Here is a 16,865-nt window from a genome sequence, read left to right on the forward strand (position 1 = left end):
CTCAGCGGTCCTTCACCGCGCCGATCAGGAACTCCCTGTTTCCCTCCGGCCCGGTGATCGGGCTTTCGGTGATGTCCAGCACCCGCCAGCCGGGAAGCCCGTCCAGCCACGCCCGGATCCGGTCGCACACCTCCTGGTGCAGCGCCGGGTCGCGGACGACTCCGCCCTTGCCGACCCTGCCCTTGCCGACCTCGAACTGCGGCTTGATCAGCGCGACCAGCCGGCCGCCGGGGGCCGTCAGGTCGAGCGCGGCCGGCAGCACGACCTCCAGCCCGATGAAGCTGGCGTCGCACACGACGAGGTCGACCGGATCGGGGATCCCGGCCCGGGTCAGGTGGCGCGCGTTGGTCTTCTCCATCACGACGACGCGCGGATCGTTGCGCAGCTTCCAGGCAAGCTGCCCGTGGCCGACATCCACGGCATAGACCTTCGCCGCCCCGCGGGTCAGCAGCACGTCGGTGAAGCCGCCGGTCGAGGCGCCGACATCGACGGCGGTCAGGCCGGCGGGGTCGATGCCGAAGACGTCCAGCCCCTTGACCAGCTTCAGCCCGCCGCGCGACACCCAGGGATGGTCCTGCCCCTTGACCGACAGCGGCGCCTCCGCGGCCAGCAGGTCGCCCGCCTTGTCGATGCGCCGGGTGTCGGAATAGACCAGACCGGCTAGGATCAGCGCCTGCGCCTTGGCGCGGCTCTCGGCCAGTCCGCGCTCCACCAGCGCCACGTCCGCGCGCACCCGTGCCATGCAATGCCCTCCAGCCCGCAACAGGAAAGCGGCCGCAGCCCGCGGCCGTCAGGGGCGCATCCATGACGCAGGAGACGGGCGCGACGCAAGCGCCCTCAGGCGGGAATGTCCAGGATCATGCGGGTGCCGGGCTCCGCCGGCTCCGCCCTCACCCGGCCCTTGAGCTGGCCGGCGAACGCACGCACCACCTTGAGGCCCAGCGTGGTGGCCCGCGCCACGTCCAGCCCGGGCGGCAGGCCGCGCCCCCGGTCGACGACGGTCAGCCGCAGCCCGTCGGGCCGATGCCGCAGGGTGACCTCCACCTCGCCCGGATCGCCCTCGACATAGGCGTGGCGCAGCGCGTTGCTGATCAGTTCGTACACGATCAGGGTCAGCGGAATGACCGAGTCCACCGGCAGGTCGACCGGCTCCGCCTCGACGCGGATGCGGCGCGGCTCCTGGCCGCCGAGCATGCCGCTCTCCAGCTCGGCGCACAGCTCGCGCAGATGTTCGGCGAAGTCCACATGGCTGCGGCGCAGCGCCTTGTGGGTGCGCTGGTGCGCCTGGGTCACCATGCCGATGCGTCCGCCGGCGCTCTGGAAGGCACGGCGGATCTCCGGCTCCCTGGTGCTGAGCGCCTGCAGGGTCAGCAGGCTGGAGACGAGCTGCAGCGTGTTCTTGACGCGATGGCTGACCTCGCGGAGCTGGGCGTCGTGCTCGGCCTGGGTGGGCGGCAGGTCCCTGAGCGTCACCAGCAGGGCGCGCACCGTGCCGGCCACCCCGAGAATCGGCGTCACCTGCACATCCCAGCGGCGGCCTTCGGCATCCGTGGTGCGGTCGCCCTGGCCCTGGCCGATCCGGCGTGCCGCCGCGAGGAGCCCGGCCGGCACCGCCGGAAACCGTTCGGGAAAGTCCGGCCCGGCCAGCCCGCCGATGGCGCGCAGGGCTGCGTTGGCGAAGAGGCAGGTGCGGCCGTCGGGATCGAGCACCGCGGTCGGGGCCGGCGACTGCTCCAGGATGCTGCGCAACAGGTCGGCCTCGCCCGCAGCGCCCTTGCCTGCGCAGTTCGGATCGTCGGGTCGGGCCGCTCCGCCTCCCGCCCGACGCTTGTCCTGGTCGTCCATAGCCTGGACGCCCATCTCCTGGACGGCCGCGACCGCAAGCACCTGTGGCATCAAATGCGCCCCTCAGCCCAACAGTTTGCCAGGTTCCTTCAGGCGTGAATTGTAGGCCGGCCGTTCCGGCCCGACCAGACGAACAACCCGGAAACCGGCTAGACAAATGTGGGTAGGACATTGGTGATGCGACAACCTCTCCTATGTCCGACCACAAAGTACCGGCCCTCCTTCCGGATTCACACCTCGGAACTGCTTGGGCCGGCGCCCTCAGTGCTTGTCCGGCACGGGCGAAGCTCCGGAATGCGGCCGTTTTCCTTCGTCACACCTCCTCGTTCAGGACCGGCAGGACGGACAGGCGGCGGGTGGCGTAATCGAGGAAGGCGCGCACGCGGGGCGGCATCAGCCGGGCGCTGGGAAAGACCAGATGGACCGGGCGGACCGCCGGATCGAAGGAGCGCAGCAGGCGGACCAGCCGGCCGGACGCCACATCCTCCGCCACCTGATAGGACAGCGCCGCGGTGATCCCCCGCCCCTCCCGCGCCGCCCACAGCGCCGCGTCCCCCTGGCTGACCGTCAGGCGGGGCGAGATGCGGACCGTCCGCTCCCCCTCCGGCGTGCGGAACCGCCACTCGCGCGGCTGCGGACGGCTGGCGAAATGGATGATGTCGTGGCCGGCGAGCTCCGCCGGGTCCCGCGGCGTGCCGCGACGCTCGAGATAGGCAGGGCTGGCCACCAGCACCCGGCGCACCTGCCCGATCCGCCGGGCGATCAGGCCGGATTCGGCCAGCGTTCCGATCCGCACCGCCACGTCCAGCCCCTCGTCGATCAGGTCGAGATTGCGGTCGGACAGCAGCAGGTCGACCTCCACCGCCGGATGCTCGTCGAGAAATCCGGTGACGCAGGGCAGCACATGCATGCGGCCGAACATCAGCGGCGCGGTGACCCGCAGCGTTCCGCGCGGCATCGCCATGTCGCCGGCGACGTCGCGCATCGCTTCCTCGAAGTCGCCGAGAAGACGGCGGGCATGATCGGCGAGGCGGCGCCCCGCATCGGTGGGAGCCAGCCGGCGCGTCGTCCGCTCCACCAGCCGGACGCCGATCTGCTCCTCCAGCCGCGCCAGCGTGCGCGTCACCGCGGGGGCGGAGCGCTGCAGCTTGCGCGCCGCCCCGGCCAGCGATCCCTCGTCCACGATCGCCAGGAAGACCTGCAGCTCGTCCAGACGGTCCATGGCGCCGCCCCATCCTTTCACTTGATGGAAGAGTGACTTGCCGATCCTCCGGATTATGCGCGTACCGCGCAAGGCCTATCGTTCGCCAACCGCGACCATCAGGCAAAGGAGACGGCCATGGCCGACCGCACGGACCAGCGCCCCCTGATCCTTCACTCCATCCCCCTTTCCGGCCACTGCCACCGGGTGGAGCTTCTGCTTCGCATGCTCGGGCTGCCCTTCGAGACGGTTCCCGCCGATGCCGACGTGCGCAAGAGCGAGGCCTTCCGGACCAGGAATCCCTTCGGACAGATCCCGGTGCTGGAGGACGGCGACCTCGTGCTGGCCGATTCCAACGCCATCCTCGTCTATCTCGCCTTGCGCTACGACCCCGAGCGGCGCTGGCTGCCCGACGACCCGGTGAAGGCGGCGCGCGTGCAGCGCTGGCTGTCGGTGGCGGCGGGCGAGGTCGCCTTCGGGCCGGCGAGGGCCCGCCTGATCGTGCAGTTCAAGGCCGCCTTCGACCACGAGGCCGCCTGCCGCCTCGCGACCCGCCTGCTCGGGCTGATGGAGGAGCATCTGGGCCGCAGCCCCTTCCTCGCCGGCACGGAACCGACGATCGCCGACCTCGCCTGCTATTCCTACGTCGCCCACGCCCCGGAAGGCGGCATCCCGCTCGATCCCTACCCGGCGGTGCGCGCCTGGCTGGAGCGGGTGGAAGCCCTGCCGGGCTTCAAGGCGATGCCGCGCTCGCCGATCCCCCAGGCCGCGTGAGGCCGACACCATCGAGGAGACGGACAATGCACGACGTACCCGCGGGACTCGCCGCGGGTCCGTTCCATACGGGCGAGCTGATCGCCCAGGAACGGGCCGGCGTTCGGGATCGCATGGCCGGCCGCGCCGTCGTTCCCATCCGCGACCACATGCCGGACCAGCACCGCGAGTTCTTTGCGATGCTGCCTTTCCTGGCGGTCGGCGTGCTGGACGAGGGTGGGTGGCCGGCGGCCGGGATGCTGGTCGGGCCGCCCGGCTTCGCCACCAGTCCCGACGCGAGGACGCTGCGCATCGCCCCGGCCGCACCGCCGGCGGGAATCGCCCCGGCCTCGCTGGCCGCCGGTGCTCGGATCGGGCTGCTCGGGCTGCAATTGTCGACGCGGCGGCGCAACCGGGCGAACGGCCGGATCGCCGCCGTCGAGGACGGGGTGCTGACCGTGGCCGTGGAGCAGAGCTTCGGCAACTGCCCGCAGTACATCCAGCGCCGCGAACACCGCTTCGTCCGCGACCCTGCCGGACCGGCGGCCCCGGTCGAAGCGCTCGGCGGACTGGATGCCGCGGCACGGGCGGCCATCGTCGCCGCGGACACCGTCTTCGTCGCATCGGCAAGCCGCGGTGCCGGGGCCGTGCAGGAGCAGGGCATCGGCGTGGACGTGTCGCATCGCGGCGGCCGGCCGGGCTTCATCGCCCTTGACGGCGATACGCTGTGCATCCCGGATTATCGCGGCAACAACTACTTCAACACGCTCGGCAATTTCGCGGTGAACCCGCGGGCCGGACTGCTGGTGCCGGATTTCGCGAGCGGCGACCTCCTTCACCTCAGCGGCACCGTCGCACTGGTCTGGGACGGGCCGGAGGCCCGCCGCGTCCCGGGTGCCGAGCGGATCTGGCGCCTGACGCCGACCGCCGTCTGGCGGGCGCGGGACGCCCTGCCCCTGCGCTGGTTCCTCCGCGACTATGCCCCGACCTCGCTGGCGGCCGGCATCTGGGGCGAGACGGCGGAGACGGCCTGACGAGCGGCAAACTGCTCCTTTGATCGGACGGCGAAGCAAGCGTATATCGGCGTCCTCCGGCGGTGAGCCGCCCGATGGATGCTGCCCCGATGGATTCCCGCCCTTCCAGCCGCCGAACCTCGAGCCCGGGCCGCCACAGGCTCGGCAAGTACGAGGGGCTGGAGGAGATCGGGCGCCCTCCGGGCGGAGCGACCCTCTACAGTGCGGCCGATCCGGCCACCGGCCGCGCCGTGACCCTGGCCTGCGTCGCCCTGTCGGCCTTCGCCGGCCGCGACGCCGACCTCGACCGGTTCCGGCGGGACGCCAGGGTGGCGAGCCGGCTGATCCACCCTGCCATCCTGCGCATCCATGCCTCCGGAGAGCATGGCGGGACGGCATTTCTCGCCTGCGACCCTGCGGCGGGCCGGACGCTCGCCCAGTTGCTGGCGGAGCAGGCCCCCCTTGCCGCCGGAGAGGCTGTCGCAATCACGGCCGCCATCCTGGAGGCCGTCGACCATGCCCACCGGGCCGGCTTGGTGCACGGCCTTATCGCCCCGGAGGCCGTCTGGATCGGAGAGGATCGGACGGTGCGGGTCGGCTGGTTCGGCCTTGCCGCCCTGGCGGCCCCTCGGGCAACCGTCGGGGACGATCTGAAGGCCGTCGGCGGGTTGCTCGACCGGATGCTTGCCGGCCGCAGCCTGACCGTCGAGCTGACGGGTATCCTGGCACAGGCGACGGCCCCCCGGCCGGAGGATCGGTTCGCCAGCGCCGCCGCCTTCCGGAGCGCCCTGCTCGACGCCGGCCCCTCGCCACCTGCCGGGCCGAAGACGCGCCGCCGGCTGCCCGTGCTGCTTCCGGGAGCGGCGCTCGCCCTGCTGGTGGCAGCCGGGCTGCTGATCCTGGACCGCCGTCCTGCCCCGCCGTCACCCCCGGCCGCCGCGGTCGTCGAGCCCCGGCCCGCGTCCGCACCTCCGGGTCCGCAACCGGCCGAACTGCAATCGCCCGCTGCGGAGTCCCCGCCCCCTTCCCCTCCGGCGCCCGTCCAGCCGGCGGAGGCACCTGCCGCCGTCCCGGTACCGCCGCCGCTTCCCGCCCGCCCTTCGCCGGAGGCGGTGCGGAACGCCTTGCGCGACGTGACCTGCGCCCTGCCGACGGTAGGGGAGCATGACGGCCGGCTGCTGATCGGAGGGACCGCCGCCGGAGAGGCGGCGCGCAGGGCGGTGCAGGACCTGACCGCGAGACTGGCGGGCGGCTGGCCCTATGGGATCGAGATCGCCACGGCCCCCGCCGAGCTGTGCGATCCATTGACCGTGGCGGCGGCCCCGCTGGCGGCGAATGCCGCACTCGACCGGCCGCTCGCCCTGCGGCTGGTGACTGAGGCCGGCCCGCTGCGGGCGGACGAGTCCCTGGTTCTGGAGGTGGAGACGCCGCCGGGCCGCCCGCTCCATCTGCAGGTCGATTACTTCACGGCCGACGGCACCGTCGTGCATCTGCTGCCCAACCCCAGCGAGACGGGCAGCCTGACGGAACCTGCAGCGACGCGGCGTCTGGGAGAGAGGTCGGCCGGCGGGCGGTTCTGGACGATCGGCCCGCCCTTCGGCCAGGAGTTGCTGCTGGTACTCGCCTCTCCCGCTCCGCTGTCCGTGGGTGGGCGGCCGGAAGCGGAACCGGCATCGGCCTATCTGGCGGCCCTGCGCCGCGCCCTGCGGGAGTCCGGCAGCGTCGAGGGCGGGCATGTTCTGGCCGCGGCCCGCTTCATCGCCACGGCGCCCTGACCGGCAGGCCCGGTTACTTCGGAAGAGGACCGCTGAGGCGGGGATCGCTCAGACGACGATGTTGAGGTTCTGGCCGCGCGTCTCGGTGACATTGCCGCCACCGGGGCTACCGCCCGGACTGCCGCCCAGCAGGGTGGTGACGGCCGCCTGCTGCTGCTCGGCCGCCTGGTTCAGCGCCTTCACGCCGAAACTCATCTGGCCTTGTGCCTGACGCAGGGAAACCGCGGCGCCCGCGGTCGAGGAGGTGACGTCGAGAGACATGGCTTGAGTACCCGTTCCGGACCGTTCAAAGCATCCTGCGGCGCTTCAGCGCATCCTGCGGCCGAACATCGACGCCGTCAGATGACGACATTCACCCGGGCGCTGCCGGTAGAACCGCCGGCACCCGCCGCAGCGCCGGCGACGGCAACCGCCGCCTGATGCGTCGTGGACACGGAGGATTGTGCCACGAATGGAGCACCACCGGAAGGGGGTGCGGCCGCGGTTGTCACAGCCGCCTTGCCGGCTGCGCCATTCGTCGCACTCCGGCTAGCGGAACTGCCGCCCGATCCGGCGCCGGAGGAACCGCCCTGGCCGCCATCGCCGGCCCCGCCGACGACCATCTTGAGCGCCGAGGCCCGCTCCGCCTCCTTCTCCTTCTGCTGCGCTTCCTTGTATTGCTTCAGCGCAGCCTCGGTCGGGATCTGGGAGACCGTCTTGCCGTCCGCCGGGTCACGGAACAGCATGACCAGACGCGAAGCGTCGGTGTCGTAGGAGAAGGCGACGATGGGGTAGCGGTTGGTGAGGGGTTCCGCCGTGCCCGTCGCGATGCGAATCGGGGCGTCGGCCCCGGTTCCGGCGTCTTTCGCGCCGCGGGCCGTCATGGGATCGACCGGCCGAGAGGCCGTCGCAGTGGCGAGTGCCACATTCATGACCGGCATACCCACAAATCCTGGAATCGCAAGGATAAAAATACCTTGAAATTGCTCTAACGTAAAGGGTTTGTTTACGCTTATCAGGAATTGCGGGCCGCCTCGGGTCCCTCACGCACAACGATAGGCCAAAAGGCTTATATGGTTGAAGTTTCAAGACTCTGGCTCCGCCATCCGGGGCACGCGAACCCTCTCCTCCGCCGTCCAGGCAGTGGTGCCGCTGCATCGGGATTATCCCTAAGGGGTGGAAAACAGGGGCATGCTTGCACCGTTCAGGGCATCCCCGTAAGCCTCTCGCCATGCCGATGATCACCGAAGCGCTGACGCAGGCGCTGAGCCACCATCTCGCCGGCCGGCTGGACGAGGCGAAGGCGCTCTACACCCTGGTCCTGGACGCCGACCCGGAGCAGCCGGACGCCCTGCATTTCCTCGGCGTCCTCGCCGGGCAGGTGGGGGAGGTGGCCGGCGGTCTGGCCCTGATCGGCCGCGCGCTGGCCCTGCGGCCGGAAGCGGCGGACATCCACGCCAACCGTGCCAACCTGCTGCGCTCCGCCGGCCGGTCGCCACAGGCCGAGGACGCCTATCGCGTCGCCCTGGCGCTCCAGCCCGATTTCGCCGAGGCCTGGACCGATCTGGCCGGCGTCTGCCGCGCCCGCGGCGAAACGGACCAGGCCATCGTGGCCCTGGAGCGGGGGCTCGCCGCCAACCCGGATCTGGCGGTGGCGGCGGAGCGCCTGTCCGCCCTCCTGCACGAGAGAGGGCGGCTGCTGGTCGATACCGGCCGTTTCCTGCCCGCCATCGATCCGCTGGCGCGGGCGGCGGCCCTGGCTCCGGCGGATGCCGACATCGCCTTCCTGCTGGGAAACGCCCTGTTCGCCGTCGGCCTGCGGGAAGAGGCGATCCAGGCCTATCGCCGGGCGGCGGCGCTGACGCCCGACTTCGTGTCGGCCGGTTTCAACCTCGGCGTGGCGCTCGGCCGCACCGGACGGCTCGAGGAAGCGGCCGACGTGCTGACCCGCACCGCCCGCATCGATCCGTCGCAGGTGGAACTGCTCGACACGCTGGTCCTCTCGCTCGTCGCCACCGGCCGGGTGGGGGAGGCGGCCGACTGGGCCGGCCGGACCCTGGCTGCGAAGGATGCGGCGACGGTCGCCAACGCGCCGGCCCTGCCGGCGATGCCGCCCGCGCCGCGCGGATCCCGGGAGCGTCGCCGGGACGTCCTCGCCTACGGGCTGTGGGGAGCGGACGAGGCGATGATCCGCGGCGCCATCGGGAATGCGCGGCTCGCCCCGACTGTCCATCCCGGCTGGACCTGCCGCGTCTACCACGACGCGACGGTGCCCGCCGGCGCCCTGGCGGCGCTGGCCGAAGCCGGGGCGGAACTGGTCGCCCTGGACACCGGCACTGCGGCGCTGCCCGGTCCCTACTGGCGCTTCCTCGCCGCCGACGACCCGACGGTGCGCCGCTTCCTCTGCCGCGACTGCGACAGCCCCCTGACGATGAAGGAGCGGGCGGCCGTGAAGGCGTGGATGGCCTCGGGCCATCCCTTCCACATCATGCGCGACGACATCCTGCAGACGGAGCTGATCCCGCCCGGCCTGTGGGGCGGCCTGGCCGGGCTGCTGCCGGACCTGCGGCCCCTCGCCGAGCGCTTCGCGCGGGCGGAGGGAGCGCATCAGGAACACCGCTTCCTGCGCCGCTTCGTCTGGCCGCTGATCCGCGGGCGGGCGCTGATCCATGACGGCGTCCACCCCGGCCAGGGCCGGCCCTTCCCGGACGGTCCCTTCCTGGAGCAGGTGGGGGCGAAGCTCAGGCCGGCCTGACGGCGACCATCACCAGCCCGGCCACCGGCTCGCCGCTCTCCTGGCGCAGCGTGTCGTGGCCGGCCTGCCGGACCGACAGCCCGGCCCGCTCCAGCACGCCGCGCACATACTCCTCGCGATGAGCGTAGCGGCCGTGCGGAGCGATGCGGTAGGGCATGCCCGCCGCATCATCCAGCCGTTCCACCGTGAAGGCGAGCAGCCCGCCCGGCCGCAGGGCGGCGGCGGCGGCGGCGAGAACCTCATCCAGGACCCCGAAGTAACAGAGAACGTCGGCGGCGAGGATCAGGTCGAAGGCGGCGGGGTGATCGGCCAGGAAATGCCCGAGTTCCGCCTCCTCAAGCCGATCGTAGAGCTTGCGGGCGCGGGCGAGATCCAGCATGCCGGCCGACAGGTCGACGCCGGTCAGGGTCGCCGCGTAGGGGCGCAGGGCGGCCGCGCAGAGGCCGGTACCGCAACCGGCATCCAGCACGGCGAGCGTCCTGTCCGGCACCGGCCCCAGCCTGCCCAGCGCTTCGGCCAGCAGTGCGGGGGCACGGTAGCCGAGCTCGGCGAGCTTGCTGTCGAACTCCGCGGCGAACAGGTCGAAGGTCTGCCGGACATAGTCGTCCGAGGCCCGCGGCTCCGCCGCGTCGCCGGCGATCGCCGCGCCGATGTGGCGGGCCAGCGGATTGTCCGGGTGGTCCCGCCGCCACAGCCGGGCCAGCCGCTCCGCCGCCGCGGTCTGCCCCTGCTCGTGCAGCAGGTAAAGCGCCCCCTGCAGGTTGTCGTGCGCATCCTCCCAGTCCGGCCGCAGGGTGACGGCACGGCGATAGCCGACGGCCGAGTCCTCCAGCCGTTCCAGGTCGCGCAGCAGGTTGGCGCGGTTGTTCCACGCCTCCGCATACTCCGGCTGGAGGGCGAGCGCCCGGCGGAAGGCCTGCTCCGCCTCGCTCATGCGGTCGAGATGACGGAGCGCCGACCCGAGATTGTAGTAGACCAGCGGGTGGTCGAGCCCGTTCGCCAGGGCGGCCCGGTAGCATTCCACCGCCTCCGCCACGCGGTCGAGCGTGCGCAGCGCGTTGCCCAGGTTGTTGTGGGCGCCGGCAAGCCGCGGATCGAGCGCCAGGGCGGCGCGGTAACCCCGCTCCGCCTCCCCGGTCCGTCCGGCGGCGGCCAGCGCATCGGCCTCGCGGCACAGGCGGACGGCATCCCCGGCGGAGGCGTCGGCGGACGGCGCCGCCTTGCGCAGGCGGGATCGCAGAGGACGTCGGGTTTCCAGCAAGATGGGGGCCTCCGGCGGCAGGGCGGCAATAACCGCATCTTTACCTTGAACGCCGGATCATGGCACTCCCTAAGCATGGCCCGCCGGCGGCGGGCGCCCCTGCGGCCGGCACGGCGGATCGGATCATGAGCAGCAAGACTCTGGCACAGGGCGTTCTGACCCGGGCGGTCGCCCATCATCAGGCCGGACGCCTGCGCGAGGCGGCGGACGGCTATGTCACCGTCCTCCGCTCCGACCCCCGCCACCCGGACGCGCTGCACCTGCTGGGCGTGGTGGCTCTGCAGACCGGCCAGCCCGAAAAGGCGGAAACCCTGATCCGGCAGGCGATCGCGCAGACCGCCGGCGTGCCCGACTACTGGGACAATCTGGGCAGCGCGCTGATGGCGCTCGGCCGGCCGCAGGAAGCGGTCGACGCCCATGCCGAAGCGGTGAACCTCAACCCCGACTCCGCGCCGACCCGCCACAATCTCGGCAACGCCCTGCACGCCACGGGCATGCACGGCACGGCCATCGTCGCCTTCGTCTCGGCGCTGGTGCTGAAACCCGATTACGCCAAGGCCTGGTACAACATCGGAAACACCCTGCGCGCCCAGGGCCGGTTGCCGGATGCCATCGTCGCGCTGCGCCGGGCGGTACAGCTCCTCCCCGGCATGGTCGAGGCGCACAACAACCTGGGCGACGCCCTCGCCGCCGCCGGGCGGCTGGACGAGGCGCTGGCCGAACATCGCATGGTGGCGGACCTGCGGCCCGAGGACGCCAAGGCGCATTACAATCTCGGCGCCATCCTGCAGCAGCGCGGCGCCTTCGAAAGCGCCGAGATCGCGTACCGCGAGGCGCTGCGCCGCCAGCCCCGCCACGCCGCGGCGCTGAACAATCTGGGCAGCGTTCTGAAACGGCTCGGCCGGCCCGCGCAGGCGGAGCAGTGCCACCGGCAGGCGCTGGAGATCCATCCGGACTTCGTCGAGGCCCGCTACAACCTCGGCAATGCGCTGCAGGCCCAGGGGCGGCTGGACGAGGCGGCGGCCTGCTACGAACAGGCGCTGGAGCAGAATCCCAACCTCGCCACCGCCAGCTACAATCTGGCGCTGCTCGCGCTGCTGCATGGCGATCTCGGACGCGGCTGGGCCGGCTATGAGCGGCGCTTCGCCTCGGGCGAGGTGCTGCCCAACCGCCGCATTCCGCTGCCCCAGTGGAAGGGCGAGGTGCTGCGCGGCCGCCGGCTGCTGATCTGGCGGGAACAGGGGCTGGGCGACGAGATCCTCTTCGCCTCCTGCTATCCCGACGTCGTCGCCTGGGCCGGCGGCCCGGTCACCATCGAATGCGACCCGCGGCTGGTCACGCTGTTCCAGCGCTCTTTCCCCGCTGCCGCGGTGCGCGCGGAAAGCTGCACCCCGCAGGGCGACGAGACCATCCAGCCGCCCGACTGCGACCTGCAGGTTCCCGCGGGCGGCCTGCCCCACCGGCTGCGCGAAACCCTGGGGGGTTCGACACGCCGGCTCCCTGGCTGGTGCCCGATCCGGCGCGCGTCGCCCGCTGGGCCGACCGGCTGGCGGCGCTCGGTCCCGGATTGAGGGTCGGCATCGGCTGGCGCAGCCAGTTGATCACCGCCGAGCGGCGCGGCGCCTATGTGGCGCTGGAGGCCCTTGCGCCGCTCTTCGCCGTGTCCGGCCTGACCTTCGTGAACCTGCAGTACGACGACTGCGAGGCGGAGCTGCGGGAGGCGGAGGATCGCTTCGGCGTTCGCATCCATCGCTGGGCCGACCTCGACCTGATGAACGACCTGGAAGAGGCGGCGGCGCTGACCGCCAACCTCGACCTCGTCATCTCCCCCGCCATGTCGGCGGGCGAACTGGCCGGGGCGCTCGGCGTGCCGGTCTGGCGATTCTGCGGCCCGGACTGGACGCAGCTCGGCACCGCGGTGCGCCCGTGGTTCCCCAGCATGCGCCTGTTCCAGCCGCAGCCCGGCGAGGCGCTGGAGGCGACCATCCCGCGCATGGCCCGCCTGCTGCGCGAAACCGCCGGCGTCGCCGCGCCGCCGCCCGCCGCCGCCCGGCAACCGCCGGCCCCGCCTCCCCCCTCCCCGCCCTCGCCGCCGGCCGACCCGGAGGCGCTGTTGAACGAGGCCGTCGCCCTGCATCGCCTGGGCCGGCTGGAGGAAGCGGAGGCCGCCTACGGCGCCGTGCTGCGCGCCGCCCCCGATCATGCCGACGCGCTGCACCTGCTGGGGCTGCTCGACCATCAGGCCGGCCGTCACGAGCAGGCCGCCGCGCGGATCACCGAGGCTCTGCGCCTGGCGCCCGACTTTCCCACGGCCTGGAACCATCTCGGGCTGGTGCGTCAGGCGCAGGAGCGCGGCGCGGAGGCCGAGGACTGCTTCAAGCGCGCGCTGGCGCTGCGCCCCGCCTTCCCGGAAGCCCTGACCCACCTCGGCCTGCGGCGCCACATGCCGGGACAGCTTGCGGAAGCGCTGGTCTGGCACCGCCGCTCGATCCTTCTGGCCCCGGATAACCAGGCGGCCCACACCAACATCGGCCATGCCTGCGAGATGCTCGGCCGCTTTCCCGAGGCAACAGCGCATTATCGACGGGCTCTGGCCCTGCGGCCGGACTCCCCCGACGCCCACAACAACCTCGCCACGCTGACCAACCTGGAGGGCCGTACGGAGGAGGTGCCGCGCCACCTGCGCCGCGCCCTGCGGATCGAGCCGGGATTCCCGCTCGCCGCCTGGAACCTGGGGCTGATCGAGCTGGCGGAAGGCCGGATCGCCGAGGGTTGGGCCGGTTATGAGCGGCGCTTCTCCGCCCGGCAGTTGCAGCGGGCACGGACCATCCCCCGCCCGAAATGGCAGGGCGAGGCGCTGAACGGCCGCACCCTGCTCGTCTGGTCGGAACAGGGGGTGGGCGACGAAATCCTGTTCGCCTCCACCATCGGGGACCTTGCCGGGCTGGTCGACGGTCCCTCCGGCGGCCGGGTGATCGTCGAGTGCGACCGCCGGCTCGTCCCCCTGTTCCAGCGCGCCTTTCCCTGGGCGATGGTGCGGGCAGAGATGGTGGACGCCGGCGGCCGGGAAACCATGGTGCCGCCCGACTGCGACCTGCAGATCGCCGCCGGCTCGCTGCCCGCCCTGCTGCGTGACCGGCTCGACCGCTTCCCCGACCGCCCGGCCTACCTGTCGCCGGAGCCCGGCCGCCTTGCCCTGTGGCGGCAGCGGGTGGCGGCGCTGGGGCCGGGGCTGAAGGTCGGCATCGCCTGGCGCAGCCAGATCGTCACCGCCCGGCGCAAGAGCGCCTACACCAGCATCGCCGACTGGCTGCCGGTGATCGACCTGCCCGGCGTCGTGCCGGTGTCTCTGCAATACGGCGACTGCCGGGCGGAGCTGGCGTCGGTAGAGACGGGCGGCCGGCGCCTCCACCGCTGGGACGACCTGGACCTGAAGGATGATTTCGAGGGCGTGGCCGCCCTCATCTCCTGCCTGGATCTGGTCATCGCACCGGCGACGGCGGTCGGCGAGCTTGCCGGCGCCCTGGGCGCGCCGACCTGGCGCCTCTGCACCATCGACTGGACCTGCCTCGGCAGCGCCGTGCGCCCCTGGTTCCCGACCATGCGGCCCTTCGCTCCCAGCCCGGCGGAGAGCATGGGCGATGTCGTCGCGCGCGTCGCCGCAGCACTCTCCCGTCTGGCCGGCTCGGCGGGGCCGCGCTGATGGCGACCATCGCCGAGGCGTTGCAGATCGCCTTCGAGTTCCACCAGACCGGCCGCTTCGACGAGGCGGAGGAGCTCTACGGCCGCATCCTTGAGGCCGATCCGGAGCAGCCCCACGCCCTGCACCTGTGCGGCCTGCTGGTGGCCCAGCTCGGCCGGCTGGAGGAGGCCGCGGACCTGCTGGCGCGGGCGGTCGCCGTCGATCCTCTGGCCGCCGATCCCCATGGCAACCGCGGCAAGGTCCTGCGGGCGCTCGGCCGCCCGGCCGAGGCCTCCCGCTGCTTCCGCGCCGCGGCGGCCCTCCGCCCGGAGCTGTGGGAGGCGTGGGAGGGGCTGGGCCACGCCGCACGGGAACTCGGCGATCCGGCGGCTTCCGCCCTCGGCTTCGGCCGGGCGGCCATCGGCGGCCAAGGAGCCGCCAACCACTATCACTGGGCCCTGGCGCTGGAGGCCGCCGGCCGGCCGGACGCCGCCGTTCCAGCGTTGGAGCGCGCCGCCGCCCTCGATCCCGCCGCCGGTGCGGTGCCGGCGCGGCTCGGCGCGCTGCTGCACGGGCTGGGGCGCGAGCCGCAGGCCATGGGCTGGTACCGGCGGGCGCTGATGCTGCGGCCGGACCATGCCGACGTGCTGAACAACCTCGCGGCGCTGGAGCAGTCCGCCGGCAGGCTGGAAACGACGGTCCGCCTGCTCGGCCATGCCGCCGTCCTGCGGCCGGAGGATGGCGGGCTCCCTGCCCAGCGGGCCGACGCGCTGCTGGCGCTCGGTCGTGCCCGCTGCGCCGCCGGCCGGCAGGAGGAGGGGCTGGACCGGATCCGGCAGGCCGCCGCCCTCGACCCGTCCCGGCTGGAGATCGTCGAGGCGCTGGCCCTCCTGTTGTTCGAGACGGGACGCTTCGCCACGGCGGCAGCGGCCTATCGCCGGGTGGTGGCGCTCGACCCGGCCTCGCTCGCCGGCCACTACAACGGGGCGCTCTGCGCCAAGGCGCTGGGTGCCGTCGCGCCGGCCGTGGCCGGCCTGCGGCGCGCCCGTCATCTGAGCGGCGAGCCCTGGGTGCACAGCACGCTGCTGACCACGCTCCTGCTGCTGCCCGACCTCGACAACGCGACCCTGGCGGCGGAGGTTGAGAGCTGGCGCGACCGGTTCGGCCGGACGCGCCCCGATGCTCCGGCGCGCCCGCCTTTGCCGGGACCGGCCGCCCGGCCGCTGCGCGTCGGCTATGTGTCGGCCTATCTGCACCCCGGCAACCGGCTGCTCGACCAGATGGGACCGCTCCTGCGCGCCCATGACCGCAGCCGGGTGCGTCCCTTCGTCTATGGCGACGCCCCCTACGGCGATCCCCGGCAGGATCCCGTCCGCGGCTGGGCCGAGGGCTGGATCGACAGCCGCGGGATGGATGACGCGGAGCTTGCCGCCCGCATCCGGGCCGACGGGATCGATGTCCTGGTCTGCCTGATCGGCCATACCCGCGGCGAACGCATGGGCCTGTTCACCCACCGTCCGGCCCGGCGACAATTCACCCTCTACGGCATGCTGTCGAGCGGGGTGGAGGCGATGGACGGCTGGCTGACCGACGCGGCCGGTCATCCCCCCGACACGACCGAGCGCTTCACCGAGCGGCTGATCCGCCTGCCCAACCTCTTCCTGTTCGAACCGCCGCTGGACGCCCCGCCCGTCTCGCCGCCCCCGGTGCTGACGCGCGGCACCGTCACCTTCGGCTCCTTCAACCTGGACGCCAAGGTGAACGAGCGGGTCGTCGCGGTCTGGGCGCGGCTGCTGGCCGAGGTGCCGGGATCGCGCCTTCTGCTGAAGTCGCGCGGCACCGGTTTCGCCGATCCGGCGGGGCGGGATCGCATCACCGGCCTGTTCGCCCGCCACGGCATCGGACCGGACCGGTTGCAGCTCGCTCCGCCCGCCGTGGACCATGCCGCCCATCTGCGGCTCTACGGCATGGTGGACGTGGCGCTCGATACCTTCCCCTATGGCGGCTGCCTGACCAGCTTCGACGCGCTGAGCATGGGAGTGCCGGTGGTCACGCTGGCCGGCGATCGCTTCATCGGCCGCATGACTGCGTCACTGTTACGCAGCCTTGGCCGTACGGAATGGGTTGCGGCGAGCGAAGACGAGTACTTGGCAATAGCCAGGACTCTGGCAGTAAACATTAACTATCTTTCATCTACACGATTGGTTCTGCGCAATCAGATGATCCACTCTCCATTGTGCGATGCGGCATCCTTCGCACGATCCTTGGAGGAGGTGTTTTGCTGCGGCTTTGTGGCGCCCTGATGAAGATTATGGTTGTTCCAGATGGCAGATCGGTGAACACTCTTAGCACCGGCCCTTGAGGCCATGATCGAAGCAGGCTTCGACGGACGCCGGTCGTGGATCAGATGGAGAGCACAACATGCACACCGATGCTCGCCTTAGCTCCCTGCAAGAAAAGCACCTGCGCCTCGATCAGGCGATCGTGGACGAAGAAAAGCGGTCCTGGCCGGATGAGACGGCCGTGAAGCGAATGAAGCTCGAAAAGCTTCACGTCAAGGAAGAGATCGACCGCCTTTCCAGAATGGGCAGGGCGAACTGA

At 72.2% G+C, this 16,865-nt stretch carries 14 protein-coding genes; 8 read left to right on the forward strand and 6 right to left on the reverse strand.

The window, feature by feature from the left end:
• Position 1: 1 nt before the first annotated feature.
• The 3 genes from DEW08_RS04230 to DEW08_RS04240 form a co-directional block, all read right to left on the reverse strand.
• Positions 2-742 carry a TlyA family RNA methyltransferase gene (locus tag DEW08_RS04230; RefSeq protein WP_109324735.1) on the reverse strand — a complete coding sequence of 247 codons (741 nt, stop codon included), beginning with the start codon at positions 740-742 and terminating at the stop codon, positions 2-4.
• Positions 743-837: 95 nt separating this feature from the next.
• Positions 838-1,896: a sensor histidine kinase gene (locus DEW08_RS04235; protein WP_245985930.1), complete on the reverse strand. Its 1,059-nt coding sequence runs from the start codon at positions 1,894-1,896 to the stop codon at positions 838-840.
• Positions 1,897-2,158: 262 nt separating this feature from the next.
• Positions 2,159-3,067: a LysR family transcriptional regulator gene (locus tag DEW08_RS04240; RefSeq protein ID WP_109324737.1), complete on the reverse strand. Its 909-nt coding sequence runs from the start codon at positions 3,065-3,067 to the stop codon at positions 2,159-2,161.
• Between the two features lie 117 nt (positions 3,068-3,184).
• Between DEW08_RS04240 and DEW08_RS04245 the strand changes: the two genes are divergently transcribed.
• The 3 genes from DEW08_RS04245 (at position 3,185) to DEW08_RS04255 (ending at position 6,587) form a co-directional block, all read left to right on the forward strand.
• The gene (locus tag DEW08_RS04245; RefSeq protein ID WP_109324743.1) at positions 3,185-3,820 is read left to right on the forward strand and encodes a glutathione S-transferase family protein; all 636 of its coding nucleotides are present in this window, start codon (positions 3,185-3,187) and stop codon (positions 3,818-3,820) included.
• Positions 3,821-3,846: 26 nt separating this feature from the next.
• Positions 3,847-4,833 (forward strand): pyridoxamine 5'-phosphate oxidase family protein, encoded by a 987-nt coding sequence (locus tag DEW08_RS04250; RefSeq protein WP_109324744.1) that lies wholly within the window; start codon positions 3,847-3,849, stop codon positions 4,831-4,833.
• 89 nt (positions 4,834-4,922) lie between these two features.
• Positions 4,923-6,587 (forward strand): protein kinase domain-containing protein, encoded by a 1,665-nt coding sequence (locus DEW08_RS04255; RefSeq protein ID WP_168220265.1) that lies wholly within the window; start codon positions 4,923-4,925, stop codon positions 6,585-6,587.
• Positions 6,588-6,635: 48 nt separating this feature from the next.
• On the opposite strand, the gene DEW08_RS04260 is transcribed toward DEW08_RS04255, so the two are convergent.
• Positions 6,636-6,848 (reverse strand): hypothetical protein, encoded by a 213-nt coding sequence (locus tag DEW08_RS04260; RefSeq protein ID WP_109324746.1) that lies wholly within the window; start codon positions 6,846-6,848, stop codon positions 6,636-6,638.
• 77 nt (positions 6,849-6,925) lie between these two features.
• On the reverse strand, positions 6,926-7,507 hold the full coding sequence (locus DEW08_RS04265; RefSeq protein WP_109324747.1) for a hypothetical protein: 582 nt from the start codon (positions 7,505-7,507) through the stop codon (positions 6,926-6,928).
• Between the two features lie 290 nt (positions 7,508-7,797).
• Between DEW08_RS04265 and DEW08_RS04270 the strand changes: the two genes are divergently transcribed.
• Positions 7,798-9,321: a tetratricopeptide repeat protein gene (locus DEW08_RS04270; protein ID WP_109324748.1), complete on the forward strand. Its 1,524-nt coding sequence runs from the start codon at positions 7,798-7,800 to the stop codon at positions 9,319-9,321.
• Here DEW08_RS04270 and DEW08_RS04275 read toward each other — a convergent pair.
• Positions 9,308-10,582 (reverse strand): tetratricopeptide repeat protein, encoded by a 1,275-nt coding sequence (locus DEW08_RS04275; protein ID WP_245985933.1) that lies wholly within the window; start codon positions 10,580-10,582, stop codon positions 9,308-9,310. The two genes, DEW08_RS04270 and DEW08_RS04275, sit on opposite strands and share 14 nt — an antisense overlap.
• Positions 10,583-10,707: 125 nt before the next feature.
• Here DEW08_RS04275 and DEW08_RS31955 point away from each other — a divergent pair, with 125 nt between their 5' ends.
• The 4 genes from DEW08_RS31955 (at position 10,708) to DEW08_RS04290 (ending at position 16,865) form a co-directional block, all read left to right on the forward strand.
• Entirely contained in the window at positions 10,708-12,153 is a 1,446-nt protein-coding gene (locus DEW08_RS31955; protein WP_245985935.1) for a tetratricopeptide repeat protein, read from the forward strand.
• Entirely contained in the window at positions 12,090-14,285 is a 2,196-nt protein-coding gene (locus tag DEW08_RS31960) for a tetratricopeptide repeat protein (RefSeq protein ID WP_245985937.1), read from the forward strand. Before DEW08_RS31955 ends, DEW08_RS31960 begins: the two co-directional genes overlap by 64 nt.
• Positions 14,285-16,567 (forward strand): tetratricopeptide repeat protein, encoded by a 2,283-nt coding sequence (locus DEW08_RS04285; RefSeq protein WP_109324750.1) that lies wholly within the window; start codon positions 14,285-14,287, stop codon positions 16,565-16,567. The genes DEW08_RS31960 and DEW08_RS04285 overlap by 1 nt, the downstream gene beginning before the upstream one ends.
• Before the next feature lie 118 nt (positions 16,568-16,685).
• Positions 16,686-16,865: a YdcH family protein gene (locus DEW08_RS04290; RefSeq protein WP_109324751.1), complete on the forward strand. Its 180-nt coding sequence runs from the start codon at positions 16,686-16,688 to the stop codon at positions 16,863-16,865.

It is taken from the genome of Azospirillum thermophilum (assembly GCF_003130795.1).
Classification (GTDB): Bacteria; Pseudomonadota; Alphaproteobacteria; order Azospirillales; family Azospirillaceae; genus Azospirillum; species Azospirillum thermophilum.

Excerpts from the sequence above, each read along its gene's own strand:
- DEW08_RS04230 (WP_109324735.1), bottom strand. The coding sequence starts at position 742 with ATGGCACGGGTGCGCGCGGACGTGGCGCTGGTGGAGCGCGGACTGGCC.
- DEW08_RS04235 (WP_245985930.1), bottom strand. The coding sequence starts at position 1,896 with ATGCCACAGGTGCTTGCGGTCGCGGCCGTCCAGGAGATGGGCGTCCAG.
- DEW08_RS04240 (WP_109324737.1), bottom strand. The coding sequence starts at position 3,067 with ATGGACCGTCTGGACGAGCTGCAGGTCTTCCTGGCGATCGTGGACGAG.
- DEW08_RS04245 (WP_109324743.1), top strand. The coding sequence starts at position 3,185 with ATGGCCGACCGCACGGACCAGCGCCCCCTGATCCTTCACTCCATCCCC.
- DEW08_RS04250 (WP_109324744.1), top strand. The coding sequence starts at position 3,847 with ATGCACGACGTACCCGCGGGACTCGCCGCGGGTCCGTTCCATACGGGC.
- DEW08_RS04255 (WP_168220265.1), top strand. The coding sequence starts at position 4,923 with ATGGATTCCCGCCCTTCCAGCCGCCGAACCTCGAGCCCGGGCCGCCAC.
- DEW08_RS04260 (WP_109324746.1), bottom strand. The coding sequence starts at position 6,848 with ATGTCTCTCGACGTCACCTCCTCGACCGCGGGCGCCGCGGTTTCCCTG.
- DEW08_RS04265 (WP_109324747.1), bottom strand. The coding sequence starts at position 7,507 with ATGCCGGTCATGAATGTGGCACTCGCCACTGCGACGGCCTCTCGGCCG.
- DEW08_RS04270 (WP_109324748.1), top strand. The coding sequence starts at position 7,798 with ATGCCGATGATCACCGAAGCGCTGACGCAGGCGCTGAGCCACCATCTC.
- DEW08_RS31955 (WP_245985935.1), top strand. The coding sequence starts at position 10,708 with ATGAGCAGCAAGACTCTGGCACAGGGCGTTCTGACCCGGGCGGTCGCC.
- DEW08_RS04285 (WP_109324750.1), top strand. The coding sequence starts at position 14,285 with ATGGCGACCATCGCCGAGGCGTTGCAGATCGCCTTCGAGTTCCACCAG.
- DEW08_RS04290 (WP_109324751.1), top strand. The coding sequence starts at position 16,686 with ATGCACACCGATGCTCGCCTTAGCTCCCTGCAAGAAAAGCACCTGCGC.